The sequence below is a fragment of the Jeotgalibacillus marinus genome, from assembly GCF_040801915.1.
Taxonomy (GTDB): Bacteria; Bacillota; Bacilli; order Bacillales; family Jeotgalibacillaceae; genus Jeotgalibacillus; species Jeotgalibacillus marinus.
In genome coordinates, this window is sequence record NZ_JBFMIA010000004.1 from 13,098 (window position 1) to 29,465 (window position 16,368).

The 16,368-nt window shown below is 40.5% G+C and carries 18 protein-coding genes; all 18 read right to left on the reverse strand.

What is annotated here, in order from left to right; all coding sequences use genetic code 11:
* Nucleotides 1-5: 5 nt before the first annotated feature.
* Nucleotides 6-1,001, reverse strand: a complete 996-nt coding sequence (locus AB1471_RS06885) for an alpha-ketoacid dehydrogenase subunit beta (protein ID WP_367779012.1) — start codon at nt 999-1,001, stop codon at nt 6-8.
* Complete coding sequence (gene pdhA, locus AB1471_RS06890) at nt 998-2,068, reverse strand: pyruvate dehydrogenase (acetyl-transferring) E1 component subunit alpha (RefSeq protein WP_367779013.1); 1,071 nt, start codon at nt 2,066-2,068, stop codon at nt 998-1,000. Before pdhA ends, AB1471_RS06885 begins: the two co-directional genes overlap by 4 nt.
* Nucleotides 2,069-2,100: 32 nt before the next feature.
* On the reverse strand, nt 2,101-3,213 hold the full coding sequence (locus AB1471_RS06895; RefSeq protein ID WP_367779014.1) for a Leu/Phe/Val dehydrogenase: 1,113 nt from the start codon (nt 3,211-3,213) through the stop codon (nt 2,101-2,103).
* A 50-nt stretch (nt 3,214-3,263) separates the two neighbouring features.
* Complete coding sequence (locus tag AB1471_RS06900) at nt 3,264-3,644, reverse strand: thioesterase family protein (RefSeq protein WP_367779015.1); 381 nt, start codon at nt 3,642-3,644, stop codon at nt 3,264-3,266.
* 169 nt (nt 3,645-3,813) lie between these two features.
* Nucleotides 3,814-4,608 carry an ABC transporter ATP-binding protein gene (locus tag AB1471_RS06905; RefSeq protein ID WP_367779016.1) on the reverse strand — a complete coding sequence of 265 codons (795 nt, stop codon included), beginning with the start codon at nt 4,606-4,608 and terminating at the stop codon, nt 3,814-3,816.
* Nucleotides 4,592-5,602, reverse strand: coding sequence for an ABC transporter permease (locus tag AB1471_RS06910; protein WP_367779017.1), 1,011 nt, complete (start codon nt 5,600-5,602; stop codon nt 4,592-4,594). Before AB1471_RS06910 ends, AB1471_RS06905 begins: the two co-directional genes overlap by 17 nt.
* A gap of 18 nt (nt 5,603-5,620) precedes the next feature.
* Nucleotides 5,621-6,640: an ABC transporter substrate-binding protein gene (locus tag AB1471_RS06915; RefSeq protein WP_367779018.1), complete on the reverse strand. Its 1,020-nt coding sequence runs from the start codon at nt 6,638-6,640 to the stop codon at nt 5,621-5,623.
* Between the two features lie 379 nt (nt 6,641-7,019).
* A complete protein-coding gene (locus AB1471_RS06920; RefSeq protein WP_367779019.1) occupies nt 7,020-7,973 on the reverse strand; it encodes an NAD(P)H-dependent flavin oxidoreductase in 954 nt (317 codons plus the stop codon).
* A gap of 16 nt (nt 7,974-7,989) precedes the next feature.
* The gene (gene paaX, locus AB1471_RS06925; RefSeq protein ID WP_367779020.1) at nt 7,990-8,865 is read right to left on the reverse strand and encodes a phenylacetic acid degradation operon negative regulatory protein PaaX; all 876 of its coding nucleotides are present in this window, start codon (nt 8,863-8,865) and stop codon (nt 7,990-7,992) included.
* Between the two features lie 136 nt (nt 8,866-9,001).
* A complete protein-coding gene (locus AB1471_RS06930) occupies nt 9,002-10,204 on the reverse strand; it encodes a thiolase family protein (protein ID WP_367779021.1) in 1,203 nt (400 codons plus the stop codon).
* Nucleotides 10,201-11,070, reverse strand: coding sequence for a 3-hydroxyacyl-CoA dehydrogenase (locus AB1471_RS06935; protein WP_367779022.1), 870 nt, complete (start codon nt 11,068-11,070; stop codon nt 10,201-10,203). Before AB1471_RS06935 ends, AB1471_RS06930 begins: the two co-directional genes overlap by 4 nt.
* A gap of 138 nt (nt 11,071-11,208) precedes the next feature.
* Nucleotides 11,209-12,726 (reverse strand): aldehyde dehydrogenase family protein, encoded by a 1,518-nt coding sequence (locus AB1471_RS06940; RefSeq protein ID WP_367779023.1) that lies wholly within the window; start codon nt 12,724-12,726, stop codon nt 11,209-11,211.
* A 33-nt stretch (nt 12,727-12,759) separates the two neighbouring features.
* Nucleotides 12,760-13,533, reverse strand: coding sequence for an enoyl-CoA hydratase-related protein (locus AB1471_RS06945; protein WP_367779024.1), 774 nt, complete (start codon nt 13,531-13,533; stop codon nt 12,760-12,762).
* A gap of 15 nt (nt 13,534-13,548) precedes the next feature.
* On the reverse strand, nt 13,549-14,328 hold the full coding sequence (locus AB1471_RS06950) for an enoyl-CoA hydratase/isomerase family protein (protein ID WP_367779025.1): 780 nt from the start codon (nt 14,326-14,328) through the stop codon (nt 13,549-13,551).
* Nucleotides 14,318-14,629, reverse strand: coding sequence for an EthD family reductase (locus AB1471_RS06955; RefSeq protein ID WP_367779026.1), 312 nt, complete (start codon nt 14,627-14,629; stop codon nt 14,318-14,320). The genes AB1471_RS06950 and AB1471_RS06955 overlap by 11 nt, the downstream gene beginning before the upstream one ends.
* A 32-nt stretch (nt 14,630-14,661) precedes the next feature.
* Nucleotides 14,662-15,171, reverse strand: coding sequence for a 1,2-phenylacetyl-CoA epoxidase subunit PaaD (paaD, locus tag AB1471_RS06960; protein ID WP_367779027.1), 510 nt, complete (start codon nt 15,169-15,171; stop codon nt 14,662-14,664).
* 31 nt (nt 15,172-15,202) lie between these two features.
* Nucleotides 15,203-16,006, reverse strand: a complete 804-nt coding sequence (gene paaC, locus AB1471_RS06965) for a 1,2-phenylacetyl-CoA epoxidase subunit PaaC (protein ID WP_367779028.1) — start codon at nt 16,004-16,006, stop codon at nt 15,203-15,205.
* Nucleotides 16,003-16,356, reverse strand: coding sequence for a 1,2-phenylacetyl-CoA epoxidase subunit PaaB (gene paaB, locus AB1471_RS06970; RefSeq protein ID WP_367779029.1), 354 nt, complete (start codon nt 16,354-16,356; stop codon nt 16,003-16,005). The genes paaC and paaB overlap by 4 nt, the downstream gene beginning before the upstream one ends.
* Nucleotides 16,357-16,368: the final 12 nt, after the last annotated feature.

Consider the following 16,368-nt stretch of genomic DNA (forward strand, 5'->3'; position numbering starts at 1 on the left):
CCTCCTTAAAAGTTCATCACTTTCGTTACAGCATGTATGACGCGTTCAGGTGTAGGTAGATAAAAATCTTCATAGCTGAAATAAGGGACAGGTGTATCAAAACCTGACACCTTTTCGACGGGTGCTTTTTGGTACAAAAAGCACGTTTCATTGATTACAGACATAATGTCATTTGCGACACTACTTGTTGGATGGGCTTCTTGCACAATAACCGTTCTGCCTGTTTTCTGAACAGACTCTGCGATTAACTCTTCATCTAAAGGCGACAAGGTACGCAAATCAATGACATCACATGATACATCATCATCTCTTAGCCTCTTCGTTGCATTCATTACAACAGGCACCATTGCTCCCCATGTAATGATTGTTACGTCATCACCTTCAACCAACTTGTTTCCTTTTCCAATTTCGATCGAATATTTCCCTTCAGGAACATTTTCTTTTACCGCTCGATAGCTACGCATGGGCTCTAAGAAAAGAACAGGATCTGGGTCTTCAATAGCCGCGATCATAAGCCCTTTTGCATCATATGGGTTGGAAGGACAGACAACTTTCATTCCCGGCATATGAGTAAAAATGGCTTCGGTGCTATCACAATGAATCTCAGGTGCCCGCACCCCAGCTCCATAGGGTGCTCGAATGACCAGTGGAACAGAATAATGCCCTAATGTACGTGAGCGAAGACGTACAGCATGCGTCATTAACTGCTCATACGCTGGATAAATGAAACCTAAAAACTGAATTTCTACAACTGGCTTTAAGCCATTCGCAGCCATTCCAATTGCGGCACCTACAAAACCCGCTTCACTAAGTGGTGTATCAATGACTCGATCTTCACCAAATTCAGCTTGTAAGCCTTCCGTCGCACGAAAAACACCACCATTTTTCCCGATATCTTCTCCTAATAACAAAACGTTCTCGTCATCTTTTAACATGACGGCAAGAGCATCAGTTATCGCTGTGACAAGTGTTAGTGAATTTGTTTTGACTGTGGTTGTCATTGCTCATCTCCTCCTAGCATGTGAAGAAGTGCTTTCTTTTGTTTGGCTAGAGATGGTGTAATTTCTTGATACACATAGTCAAAGATCATTGCAGGATCAGGTTTTACGTATGCTTCCATTTCTTCCACTGCTTGTTCAACCTCTTGAACAGCATCGTTTGTGATTTTGTTCACCCATTCTTCATTAAACCAGCCATTTTGTTTCATACAACGCTCCAACCTTAGTAACGGATCCGATTCTTCACGACGATTGGTGCTTTCTTGTTGGTCACGATATTTTGATGGATCGTCAGCAGTTGTATGGGCGCCGTAACGCCAAGTAACAGCTTCGATCAACGTTGGTCCTTGTCCGGCTCGAGCTCGTTCAAGTGCTTCAAGCGTGTGTACATAAACGGAAAACACATCATTTCCATCAATTCTTACGCTCGGAATATCGTACGCTAATCCTTTTTGAGCAATAGTCTTTGTCTTCATTTGTTTGGACATGGGAACTGAAATCGCGTATTGGTTATTCTGATTAAAAAACACAACAGGTGAACTAAATACACTTGCAAAATTTAAGCCTTCGTGAAAATCACCTTCAGATGTTGCTCCATCTCCAAAATACGTAATTACAGCTTTTTTTGTACCTTTTCTTTTTTCTGCAAAAGCAGCACCTACAGCATGAGGGAGTTGTGTTGCTATTGGAATACCAGGTGGGAAAATGTTCAGCCCTTCAGGTGGAATGTTGCCTTCATTTCGTCCGTTCCAGAACAACAATACATTACGAAGTGAATGACCGAACGTCATCGTTGCACCATGATCACGGTAAGTCGGAAAAATCCAATCCTTTTTGTTTAACGCGAGTGCACTTCCGACTTGTGAAGCTTCTTGACCTTCAAAAGCTGCATATGTGCCGATCCGTCCTTGTCTTTGGAGGCTAACCGCTTTTCGATCAAATGTACGAATTCGAATCATCTGTTGGTAAAACTCTTTGGTTCGTTCCTCTGTTAAAAGCTCTTGATGATTTTCACTGATCCAATTTCCTTGAGGATCAAGAAACTGTTGAATGGGAAATTGATTTTCCATTGTGGTTCCCCCTTCCACCATTCGGATGGTAGTCATACCCTGACCGCCCACTTTGGACGTTTCATATGGGAAAAAAAGCTGTTTCTTTTTGCGCGGGATCTCATACGCTGTTCACAAAAATAATTAGATGCTTCAACCGTCGTCAGTCCACTTTCTTCTGCTTTCAAATAAACATTTAATAATGAGTTATAAATCGCTTTTGTTTGACGAAGTACACGTTCTTTGTTTGGCTCATATAACTCATCTGCTACTTGTATTAGACCACCAGCGTTGACAATGTAATCAGGAGCATACAAGATCCCTCTATCTTTTAGCATTCTTCCGTGCTCTTCGTGAAGTAGTTGGTTATTTGCCGACCCTACAACAGCTTTTACCTTTAATTGATCAATCGATGTATCATGTAAAATCCCACCCATCGCACATGGGATAAAAATGTCAGCTTCAACTGAATAAATTTCCTCTCCCTCAACGACTTCAACATCAACATTCAACCTTTTACCTAACGTTTGAACATCATCGATTGCAAGCGGATTAATATCTGTAACAAATATTTTTTTTGCTCCCGCAAGCATTAGCTGTTCAGCAACCTTTGCTCCCACTTTACCTAGACCTTGGATCGCATAACTTTTCCCTACTAACTCATCTGAACCATAAAGCTCTCTGTTCGTTGCTTGTAAGCCATAAATTACACCTTGAGCAGTTGGAACGGATGAATCTCCACTACCACCATAAACTTCATCAACCCCAACAATACAATTGGTTTCTTTTAGCGCATGAATAAAATCTTCCGGTGTTGTCCCCATATCTGTACCTGTATAAAATCGTCCATTTAATGATTCGACAAATTGACCAAATGACCGCAATAATTCTGGGCTTTTATCTTTTTCTGGATCTCCGATAATGACCGCTTTTCCTCCACCAAAATCAACGTCCGCCGCAGCACACTTATACGTCATACCTCTTGAAAGTCTTAGTACATCTTCTAGAGCATCATCTACACTTGCATATGGCTGCATACGACAACCACCAAGCGCTGGTCCAAGAGATGTGTTATGTATCGCAATAATGGCTTTTAACCCTGTCTCCTCGTCATTACAAAAAACGACCTGCTCATGACCTCTAATTTTTTCAAACATTTGCACCATATTCTCCCCCTTTGTTTAGAAAACGCTTACATAATTCAAAAAAAAATAGTTTAATACATTTTTTCTATGATTTTTTTTGGTAAGATTGCTTGCTTTACAGTTCCTGTTGCAACCAATTTTTCACTACTGTATACCTCAATAGACGTAATGACTGCTTTTTCAGTATAAGTTGTAACCTTGGCGTGAAATTCCACCATTGAACCTTCGTTAGCTGCAGAAATATGTTTCACTTCTACCTCCACCCCCATCCCTTCTTCATCTTCTTCTAAATAAGGGTGAATGATATTTCTTGATACCCACTCCATGTGATAAACCAATGACACAGTTGAATAGAGTGGATGCACAACACTGTTGTCAAACCTTGCAAACATATCACTAGATACAGTGATTACAAGTTTTTCTTCATAACCGATTTTAAGCCCTGGTTTCAACTGATCACCCCATTTAACATTAATTCTTATGAAAAAATTTTTATATAACGTTTATTTAACGATATAATAACATCGTGTCGATAGAATAGTCAATAAATTCAAAAAATATACCCAAGACCAAAAAGGGGATGAGTGTGTTTCTTAACACACTCATCCCCTTCGCATACTCCTATGATAACAATGCTCGATCACTGGTCATTTGCTTTCCACGAATTTGCTGGAACTCAACCAATAACTGTTTTACCGTAAGATCTTTCTTTTTTTCTTCATCGACTTCTAAGATAATTTGACCTTTGTCCATCATAATTAAACGATTTCCTAAATCAATAGCTTGTTGCATATTGTGTGTAACCATCAGCGTTGTTAATCCATACTCGTTAACAATTTCCTTCGTTAACTTTGTAATTAACTCGGCTCTTGAAGGATCAAGTGCAGCGGTGTGCTCATCTAGTAGTAAAATGGATGGCTCTGTAAATGTCGCCATTAAAAGTGATAACGCCTGTCTTTCACCACCAGATAACAACCCAACCTTTGCGTTCAAGCGATCTTCTAGCCCTAAATGAAGCGTACTCAGAACTTCTTTAAAGTATTCCTTACGCTTTTTTGTGACGCCTCTTTTAAACGTTCGAGATTTATTTCGCGAATAAGCCATTGCTAAGTTTTCTTCGATCGTCATCGACGGTGCGGTTCCTGCCATTGGATCTTGAAAAACACGTCCAATCATTTTCGAGCGTTTATACTCAGTCATCAATGTGACGTTTTTATCCTCGATTGTTACGGTTCCAATGTCAGGTAAAAGCACACCCGAAATCATATTCATTAAAGTCGATTTCCCGGCTCCATTACTTCCAATAATGGTAACAAAATCCCCTTTATCAAGTGTAAGGTTCAATTGGTCCAAGGCAATTTTTTCGTCTGGAGTGCCTTCATTAAAAACTTTATGAATTTTATTTAAGTGCAGCATTTTGTGACTCCTCCTCTTGTTGATTAGTTGAGAGAGCCATCATTTCTTTCAATCTCTGTCTTTTCCTTTTTCTATCTCGATATCCATCAATTGCTTTCGGTGTAATCAATGCCATGATTACAATTACAGCTGTGATCAGTTTCATATCGCCTGTTTCTAAAAAATCCACTCGCAGTGCAAGAGTTACTACAATACGGTAAATAATTGCTCCGCCGATTACAGCGAGCGTTACACGTGCAATCGTTTTTGTACCAAAAATGGCTTCCCCGATGATGACGGATGCAAGTCCGATGATGATCATACCAATCCCCATACCAACATCTGCAAACCCGCCATATTGAGCAATAAGCGCACCAGATAAAGCAACAAGTGCATTGGAGATTCCTAAACCGAGAATGACAAGTAAATTTGTATTCGCTGAAAAACTCCTAATCATTCGTTTGTTATCACCCGTTGCGCGAATCGCTAAACCAATTTCTGTTTTTAAAAATTGATCACATAAAAGCTTGATGATAAATGTGACGACAATCATCGTGAACAACACACTATACGTTCGTGGTGTTAAACCGAGTGGTGAAAAGATCGAACTCAACATTCCGTCCAACCCTATTGTCACCCAAAACGCTTGAATATGATCAAACATTGTATCTGTATTGAGAAGTGGTACGTTTGACCGTCCCATTATACGTAGATTGATTGAATACAAGGCGATCATCATTAAAATTCCTGATAACAATGCATTTACTTTTCCAAAAGTATGCAAGACACCAGTCATCGAGCCGGCAATAAATCCAATAAACATTGCAACAAGTGTTGCGATAACCGGATTTACATCGTTAATAATTAAAGTCGCGGCAACCGCAGCTCCCGTAACGAAGCTGCCGTCTACCGTTAAATCAGGAAAGTCTAGGACACGAAAAGATAAGTAGACGCCGAGCGCCATGATCGCGTAAATGATCCCAGACTCAAATGCACCAAAAATGGCAATTGACACGTTGAATCATCCTTTCAGCTAGTTCCCTTCGAACATCTCGGCCATATCTGACCACTCATCTTTAATCTCTACCCCTTGTTTTTCTGCAGCTTGTGTATTGATAACAAGCTCTATGCTTTGAGGAAGTGCGACTGGAATCTCTGCAGTAGTTTTATCTCCATTTAATATATCTACAGCCATCAAGCCTGTGTCATAGCCTAAATCGAAATAATTAAATCCACTTGCTGCCAATCCACCACGTTCCATTGAATCCAATTCACCTACAAGTAGTGGGATGTCATTGTCTTCCGCTACGCCAATAACCGAATCTAATGCAGATACGACTGTGTTGTCTGTTGGAACATACATTGCATCCGCACGTCCTAGAAGCGATTCAGCTGCTTGTTTCACTTCAGCTGATGTTGAAACAGAAGCTCCTTCAACTTTCACTCCGCCTTCTTCAGCAATTCGTTTAACTTCCTCAAATTGGACAGTTGAGTTTTGTTCACCTGCATTGTAAATAACACCAATTGTGTCTGCTTCAAGTTCGTCAATCATAAAGTTAATCGTGTTGCTGATCGCATCAGGATGACTATCTGTTGTACCTGTGATATTCTCACCCGGCTTGTCCAGCGCTTCAACAAGTTCAGCACCAACTGGGTCTGTAACTGCTGTAAAAACAATCGGGATGTCAGTAGTTGCATTTAATACACTTTGAGCACTCGGTGTCGAATTAGCAAAAATAAGATCCACACCGCTACTTGCAAGATTAGTTGCAATCGTTGAGTTAGCGCTCATGTCATTTGCTGCGTTGTGCTCGTCAAAGGTTACATTTTCACCTTCAATGTAGCCATTTTCTTCGAGCGCTTCTTTAAATCCTTCAAATGCATCATCTAAAGAAGGATGTTCAACAATTTGTGTTACACCAATCGTTACATTCTCTTTATCATCACCGTTTGATGAAGAGCCCCCATTATCTGCTTCGTCACCACCGCATGCTCCAAGGATAAGTGCGCTAGCCAAAAATACAGACGAGAACCCAGCAAGTTTCTTTTTCATTATAATCCCCCTTTTAGTATATACCTAGAAAAATAGTGATTTTATCATAATCCCATTCTTTAAAGGAAGCGTCAAGTCCTTTGTGAAATACAGAAATTCTCCCTTCGCCATTGTAAGCGCATACATTTTATCCACTTTCTTAACCTTGTTGTCCGTTCTGATCGGACCTGATCAAATCCTAAATGGCATTGAATGAAATGTATGATTGTTTATCTCAACTTGAGCAATGAGAAACAACTAATCGTAATCATGAATGATGTGATAAAAAATTTCAGCTTCGTTAATTTAACGTAATAGTATCACTGACAAAATAACTAGTCAATATTATTTTCTGATAATTATATGTAATGATAATTTTCAGTTAATGGTAGAAGGACGCTTATTGATTAAAAAGAAAGAACGTCTCACTAATGCATTCTTTTGCCTCTTTCATCGTGCGCTTTAGAAGTTCATCTACACTCGGGACATCCTGAATTAGACCAGCAATTTGGCCTCCATTGATAAATCCTTCATCAAATTTCCCCAACACAGCAGCATTTACATGGTGTGTTTCAGAGGTTAAACGAGCATATTCATCAACGGTAAATCCCTTTCCTTCTCTCTCTATTACATCTTCAAGATAGGGAGTTGGTAGCACTCGTCTTATTTTATTGACGGATCTTCCTACAATCATCGTACCATGGTCCGAGCTTTGTAGTACCGAGTTAATGTAATTTTGATGCATAGTAGACTCTTTTGTTGCAATAAAGCGCGTACCCATTTGCACACCACTCGCACCTAACATGATCGCTGCCGCAAGACCTCTACCATCTCCAATTCCGCCAGCCGCAACAACTGGAAGAGATGAAGCTTGAGCAAGCTGAGGAATAAGCGCAAACGTAGTCGTCTCTAAATGCGAGTTAATCCCTGCTGCCTCATAGCCTTCGCCAACAAGAATATCGACACCCGCCGCTTCAGCTTTTTTGGCGTGCTTTACTGATGCAACCACACTTAAAATAGAAACTCCATGTTCTTTTAATAGAGGGATTAGCGGAACAGGGTTCCCCGCTGACAAGGATACAACTGATACTTTATGTTTCAGGATAAGCCCCACAATTTCCTTTACATGGGGGGTAACACTGATGGCTATATTCACCCCAAATGGTTCAGTTGTGAGCCTTTTTGTATCTAAAATCATTTTTTCCACTCTCTCGGGAGTCATCGTACCAGCACCGATCATCCCTAATCCCCCTGAATTTGATACAGCGGCTGCAAGAGATGCATTTGAACTGTTGCCCATCCCACCTTGAATAATCGGATATTTGATCCCAAGCGTTTCTGTTAACTTATTCATTTAGTTCACCCCAAAATTAATTGATCATAAATGGATGATCAAGCGCATCATACGCAGCATTCTTTTTCGTCATTTCATTTCCTTGACGAAACACAGTCTCGAAAAAACGTAGGGCAGGTTCAGCCAACTCTCGATAATATTCACTGAACAAAGAAGCCGCATGACCACCAAGCCAATTCTCAGGTAGTAACTCTTCAGGAAGCCCCGGATCTACGAACAAGAATTTACGGTATTCATGCACAAGCCTCGTGCGTTCTACAAAACACTCTGCATCAGACATCGCACCTTTTTGAATTTCCCTTTTATCAATGATGTATTTTTGACTATATTCTGTGATAAAAAACTTATATTTTTCGTTGATAGCATCTAAGTTCCAGCTCTTATCAACCAGACGCTTGCTATTGTGTGGACTTTCATACGTAGCCACAAAAAAATCAACATAATCTTTAATGTCATATTTCTCAATTAAATCATCCACTTGTTTCTCCAACTTGTTTGGTGAAATCCAGCAGCTATTTGACATCGAACCGAATCCACTCCATAAAAGCTCTTTTCGTAGCTCATCACGAATGCTACGAATTTCTTCAGGGATCGTGTACATTAACATTCTCCATTTGCCATCCCACTGTTCTGGTTTCAACTTAAAAATACGGTTTGCAGCTTCTTCCATTCGCTTATCGCCACGGTTAGTCAGTGAATAAAAGCTCTTATTGCCTTTTTTCTCAGCTTGTACCCATCCTTGCTTGTTCATTCGTGAAATGGCCGCACGCACAGCTTGATCATTATGTCCAAATTCATTCAATAAACGAATTAGACTTCCAATCCAAATTTCATTGCCATAATGGCGTATGTAGTCCCCATAAAGGGTGAAAATCATTGACCTTGTATTCATAAATGCTCATCCTCTACTTTTTTCATGACATAGTCAGCCACTGTCTTTTTCTATTCTATCAATTTACCATAGTGACGTCTTGTCTTATCATAGCATTTTTAAAGGGAGCATCTTGTTACTAATTCTATAGCAGCATCTAATCAGTATTTTCCACAATGGTTGAAATTCCTTGCCCAACTCCAATACACATCGTAGCAAGTCCGTATCTGCTATTCGTCTTTTTCATTTCATGAATAAGAGTTGTTAAAATGCGTGCACCACTTGCTCCTAATGGGTGGCCAAACGCAATGGCACCTCCGTTAACATTCACACGTTCATGAGGAATTGATAGTTGATTTATACATGCTAATGATTGTGCAGCAAATGCTTCATTTAACTCAATCAAATGGATATCATCCATGTTTAAATTTGCACGCTTCAAAGCTTTTTGAGTTGAATAGACTGGCCCAATCCCCATGATGGAAGGCTCGACACCAGCTGTGGCTGACGTTACATAGCGAACAAGCGGCTTTAAACCAAGTTCATCTGCTTTTTCACGCGACATTAAAAGTAACGCAGATGCTCCATCATTTATTCCTGATGCATTTCCTGCTGTTACCGTCCCCTTCTCAAATAAAGGTTTAAGCATTTGAAGTTTTCCCAGAGTTGAATCTTTTCTTGGATGTTCATCGACCGTCACAGTGATGTCATTTCCTTTACGATCTTTATATATGACTGGAACGATTTCTTCTTTAAATCGTTCTTGTTCCATCGCTTGCTGTGCTTTCATTTGGCTATCGTATGCGAATTGATCTTGTGCTTCTCTAGAAATGTCATATTTGTTTGCCACATTTTCAGCGGTCTCTGGCATGCTATCCGTACCGTATTGTTCTTTTATTTTCTGATTGATAAATCGCCAACCAATTGTCGTATCAAGCAGTTCCATCTTTCCTCTTGGATAATCTTGTTCTGGTTTTTTCATGACAAGTGGAGCCCGCGTCATACTTTCTGTTCCACCTGCTAAGAAAATGTCGCCTTCACCTGCCATAATCGCACGTGCGGCATAATTTACCGCATCAATCCCCGACCCACACAACCGGTTAAGCGTCGTTCCCGCTACCTCGATCGGAAGCCCAGCAAGTAACCCAGACATTCGTGCGACATTTCGATTATCTTCACCCGCACCATTGGCATTGCCAAATACGACCTCTTCAATTTGGGAAGGGTCGAGTCCAGGATTTCGTTCTAATAGTGCTTTTAACACAACTGCACCAAGATCATCAGGTCGCACAGACTTAAGTGCTCCTTTAAATTTCCCTATGGGTGTCCGCACTGCGTCTACAATTACGACTTCTTTCACTTAACGTTCACTCCTAATTGGTCGCTGTAATCATAAACACCTTGACCAGATTTCCGTCCAAGCCTACCCGCATTCACGTATTTTTCAAGCAAAGGTGCAGGACGATATTTTTCACCTAATTTTTCATGTAAATACTTCAAGTTATTTAATCTAGTATCTAATCCCACCAAATCGCCCAGTTCAAACGGCCCCATCGGATAGTTCAATCCTAGTTTAATTGCTCTATCAATTTCTTCTGGTGTACCCAATCCTTCTTGCAGCATATAAAATGCTTCATTGCCAACTAAAGCAGAAATTCGACTCGTTACAAAACCAGGAAACTCATTTATCACCACAGTTTCTTTGCCAAACGCATGAGTAAGCTCTATTGTTGCTTCAACTGTTTCGTCATTGGTTTCAAGTCCACGAACGATTTCAACTAACGGCATTTTATGTACTGGATTAAAAAAGTGCATCGCTATGACTTTTTCAGGACGACGTGTAAAAGATCCAATCTCTGTTGGGCTCATTGTCGAAGTATTCGTTGCAAATAAAGCATGAGCCGGTGCGAACTCATCCATTTTCTTAAAGACCGCTCGTTTTATATCCATTTTTTCTGGAACTGCTTCGATAATAAAGTCAGCTTGTTCGAATGCTTCATCTAGATTCGTCGTGTAGTGAAAATTTCCCGGGTAATTGTCATATTGTGCTCTTGAAAGCTTGCCACGATCTCTTCCCTTTTTAAATAGTGATTCAATGTTTGTTTTTGCAAGGTTAAGCTGGTTTTCATTTATATCAACAAGTGTTACAAAAAAGCCTGCAACTGCCCCAACATAGGCAATCCCTCTGCCCATCACGCCAGAACCAATAACGACAATGTTCTTCATGTGTATCTCTCCAATCTTCTTCACGTTAGAAAGTAGGAAAGGATCCGTTACACCATAGGAAGGATTTAAGTCACCGAACGAACTTTTTCCTTTTATATGATAAATTAGGATCCCTCACCTACTAATTCATTATGATAGTTAAACGCCTAGTGGATTTAACGGACGTCCACCATAGTAGGATACAATGCTTTTTGTTTCACAATATAAATCTAATGTCTCAACACATAACTCTCGACCAAAGCCAGATTGTTTATAACCACCAAAAGGTGTACCGGGGAAAGCAGAGAATGGGCAATTAACCATTACGATCCCCGCTTGAATTTGCTTAGAAACTCGTGTAGCACGCGCATGATCTTTTGTCCAAATCGCAGAACCAAGTCCATAATCACTATCATTCGCTAGCTTGACAGCTTCTTTTTCATCGCTAAATTTCATCACGACAACAACTGGACCAAAAATTTCTTCTTGAACAGCTTTCATGTCATGTGTCGTATTCGAGATAATCGTTGGTTCATACCAAAAACCATTTTCATAGCCTTCGATTTTAGCCACATTACCACCTGTCTCGATTGTTGCACCTGCTTCTTTAGCAGATTTCACATAGCTATCAATCACATCCAACTGGTCTTGGTTAATGATTGCTCCAACATGTGTATCTTTTTCGAATGGGTTGCCAAGGTTCAATTTCGTCGTTTTCTCAATGAATTTTTCCATAAACTCATCGTAAATATTTTCATGAACATATAAACGTGAGCGTGCTTCACACGATTGTCCAGAGTTATAGAAAATACCAAACAATGAACCATCTACTGCAGCTTCGATGTCAGCATCATCAAACACTAGACTTGGTGACTTACCACCTAGCTCAAGAGTCACGCGTTTTAAGGTACTTGATGCACGTTCCATAATGCTTTTCCCGATAGGAGTTGATCCAGTAAATGCCACTTTATCTACGTTTTCATGCTCAACTAAATAGTTTCCAATTTCAGAACCCGCTCCAGGTACAATATTAACAACTCCATTTGGGACACCCGCTTCAATACAAATTTCCCCAAGAACAATCGCTGTAAGTGGCGTTAACGACGCAGGCTTAACTACAATTGAACAACCCACGGCGATGGCGGGTGCTACTTTCCATGCAGCCATCATAAGTGGATAATTCCACGGAATAATTTGCGCACATACGCCTACTGGTTCAGACTCGGTATGGTTTTGGAATGCACCCGGCAGTGAGTTAACACTTCCACGATGACTAACAATTGCCCCTGCGTAAAACTCAAAATCTTCAATCGCTTGCATCACTTGACCTTGTGCTGCAGCAAGTGATTTCCCTGTGTCTAAAACCTCAAGTTCAACAAGCTCATTAAATCGTGAGCGCATAATTCCAGCGATTTTATTAAGCGTTCTTGAACGTTTATTGACCGGAAAATGACGCCATTTACCATGATCAAACGCATGTCTTGCTGCTTCAACTGCCTTTTCAGCATCCTCTTTTGACGCTCTAGCTACTCTTGCTACTTCTTCACCTGTAGCCGGGTTCACTGTAACAAATGATTCTCCATCTGTACTATCCATTCGCTGCCCATTGATTATTAACTGATAGCTTTCACGTTTTACATCAAGCTGTGCTAGTTTTTCTTCTTTTACGATTGACATGATTTCATCCCCTATTCCTTTTGTTGTTAGTTTTTACTTCCCTGCAAAATCAGGTGATCTCTTTTCCATAAAAGCGTGAACTCCCTCTTGGTGATCGCTCGTTAATCCAGCCATCCGTTGTCCATACGCTTCCTTTTCTAAAAACAATTCCAGCGGCATATCCCAACTCGCTTGGAGCTGTTGTTTAATTAACCCAATCGCCCGTGTTGGCATGTTGGCTAGGCGTTCAGCAAAGCTGGAAACCCCTTCCATCCAATTCTCTCCATCAATCACTTTCGTTACGAGTCCAATTTCCTTCGCTTCTTCAGCAGTTACTTTTTCTCCCAAAACCGCTAGTTCAAGTGCTTTCGCGTGCCCAATGAGTTTTGGTAAATAATATAAATTCCCTGAGTCCGGAATCAAACCAACATGAATGAATGCCTGAACGAGTTTTGCTTGTTCATGCATGAGTCGAAAATCACAAGCTAACGCTAAACTGAAACCTGATCCTGCAGCTATACCGTTTATTGCAGCTATTACAGGCTTATCGATTTTCGCTAATTGAATCAACACAGGTGTATATCGCTTCCGTATGACATGACCGTGATCTAGTCCTTCTGTTACTCCATCAAGATCTTCTCCCGACGAAAACGCACGACCTTCACCTGTGATCACTAGACATCGTACGTTTTCATTGCGTTCAACATCTTTTAGTGCTGTTAGCATTTCGCTATGCATCTCTTCTGTGAATGCATTTAACTTATCCGAGCGATAGAGTGTCAGCCAAGCCACTCTATCGTGTACTTCATACTTAATCGTTTTAAACAATATGTATCCTCCCTTCTACTGCCCTTTAAAATGAGGCTTTCTTTTTTCTTTGAATGCGTTCATGCCTTCTTTTTGATCCTCGGATGAAAATAGCAAAGAGAAGTTTTTGCGTTCAAACTGCATTGCTTCATATATAGATGTATCCTCTGCTTTGTGCACAGATTCTTTAATAAACCTGATTGATAGAGATGGTTTGTTAGCGATTATTGAAGCGAATTTCTCGGTTTCTTCCAACAAAAGATCACTAGGCACGAGCTTTGAAACAACCCCAGAGTCCAATGCTTCTTTAGCTGTAAATCGTTCTCCAGTCAAAAGCCATCTCATTGCTGTCGCCCGACCAACAAGTTTTGTTAGTCGCACCGTTCCTCCAGCTCCTGGCATGACACCTAGATCTACTTCTGGAAAACCGAACTCCGCATCCTCTGAAGCTAGCAAAATATCACAGCACAGGGCAAGCTCAAATCCACCGCCTAACGCAAACCCTTGAACCGCTCCTATGATGGGCTTTTTAACCCAAGCTAAGCGATCCCATTCAACAAACTGATTTAACAGTTCAAGATCAATTGAATCATCGTTCATCATTTCATCAATATCAGCACCTGCAGCAAATGCACGACCATTGCCATGTAAGACAATTACTTTCACGTTGTCGTCCCGATCAAATTCTTCCATTTCTCGAACGATGGAAGACAACATTTGCCGGTTGATCGCATTCAACACTTTGGGTCTGTTAAGTGTAATAAAACCTACTTGACCTTCCACCCTCGTTTCAATCGATCGACTTTCATTCTCCATCCAATTCTTCGCCGATCATTAACGTGACAAGGTCACCAGCAAATGACATTAAGTCTTTGCCAGACGCTCTACCTTCATCTGATTTCATCGCTTCTTTAAGCGCTTCATGACTCTCATAAACCATCTCACACATCAAATAGTATTTTCCTTCTCCACCCATTGGACTTCCGACTACTTTTGTTACGACCATTTTTTGCAGTCCAGGAATTTTTGCCGTAATCGGAGCATGTGTGCCGAAGTAGTGGTCATCAAACTTTTCTTTGTTTTCTGGGTGTTTGTACAATGCGATCAATTTTACCAATCTAAACATCTCCCTTTATAGAAAAATAGTTTTTACATCATCGTTGATACTGGCTTCATTGCTTCAAATGGATTTTTACACGATTTGCAATACAAAATACTTCGACACGCTGTTGGTCCAAAAATATTGTCCATTGCCGTATAAGTTGAATCACAATACGGGCATTGAACGTGCCACTCGCCACTCATACTAAAATGCTTTGGTGGTGGTGAAATACCAAACTCCTTTAAGCGTTCTCTTCCAACTTCTGTCACTCGTTCTGAGGTCCAAGGTGGATCATTAATGAATGAAACCATTGTTTGATCAATCCACACTAATTGAGAAACCGCTTTCAAAACATTTGATTTAATAATATCTAAAGCTGGGCAGCCCATAAAGGTTGGCAACATATAGATCGTGAGTTCTTGTGCATTTCTTTCTACTCGGTCCACCATACCAAGTTCAATTATGCTAATGGAATCAATTTCAGGATCTTTCACAGATTGCAATGCATTTGTTAATTGAATTTTTTGCTCTGAGGTGAAATCATCAGACCATTTCATTTTTCACTCACCCCTTTTCAAAAGAATACCCCTACCAGACCGCGACAGGATTTGAATCATACACTTCACTTAACGTCTTTAAAGCATCTTGTAAATCTTCTGTATGCTCTCCTTGACGTCCTTTGCCACTTCTTTGTCCTAGTTCTGAGTTGTAGAGAAGACCAAGTGACTCAAACACAGGTGTCATTTTTTCCTGAAAACGTTTCTTTAAATGTTCTTCTTTTTCAATTAAACCAAGTTTAGTCATGTCTTCACCTAAAGGACCAAGTGATAGCACATCACCAAAATCAGCACGTACAACTTCAATGGCTGCTTCCATACGTTCTGTTGCTTCACCACCTGCTTCAATGAGCTGTTTGAACCACACGTTCCAGTGCATTAAGTGATAATAAAGCTCCATACTCACTTTTACCGCTACATCCGCCAGTGGTTTGTAGGAAGAAGACTTCAAGGAATCTATCTTGATCTTTTTCGCTTGTGAATAGTAATAATGACGCACAACGGCCAATGCCCAGTCATATCTTGGTTCTTTTAAATAATGTCCAGGACCATTTACACGCTCTAAAATGATGGCATTTTTCCGCTTTGACGCTTCTCGTGCATGCGCTAAATCATCCATTTGTCCTTCGCCAAGTTCTTCTAAGAGGTGATAATACATTGTTGCATGCCCCATCGTATCTTGATTGATTGAAGAATAGGCAACATCTTCTTCAATATGAGGTGCCAAACCGAGCCATTCAGATCCTCGGTACGCTAAGATGAAATCATCATCCGCTAATTGATATAGTAATTCTATAAGCGCTTGGTTCGATGCCTCTTTCGTTTGGTCCGTCATGTTTTAATCTTCCCTCCCCAAGAGAGGATTTCTTTTTCATCTAACATTTCTTGCTCGTAATGACGCCACTTTTTCTTGAGATAGCCATAACCTTTCGTGTTTCGATAGTCTTTGTTTTGAAGGCGGGACAGTGACGCCCTCTCATCAGGTGACATTTTTCGGATATTCGATCGCTTCACAATCCAAATATCCACTACAGGCTCTCTTCTCATAAAGTTCTCTTGTGCTAAAACGAGTGCAAGTTCTTCATTTGGAGCAAGCAAGCTGAATTGATACTGCATGGTAGCGGTATGTGTACGTTTGCTAAACACTTCATACTCTTGATAAAATTCATGTCTTTTTAAGCTCAAAAACGACTTCCC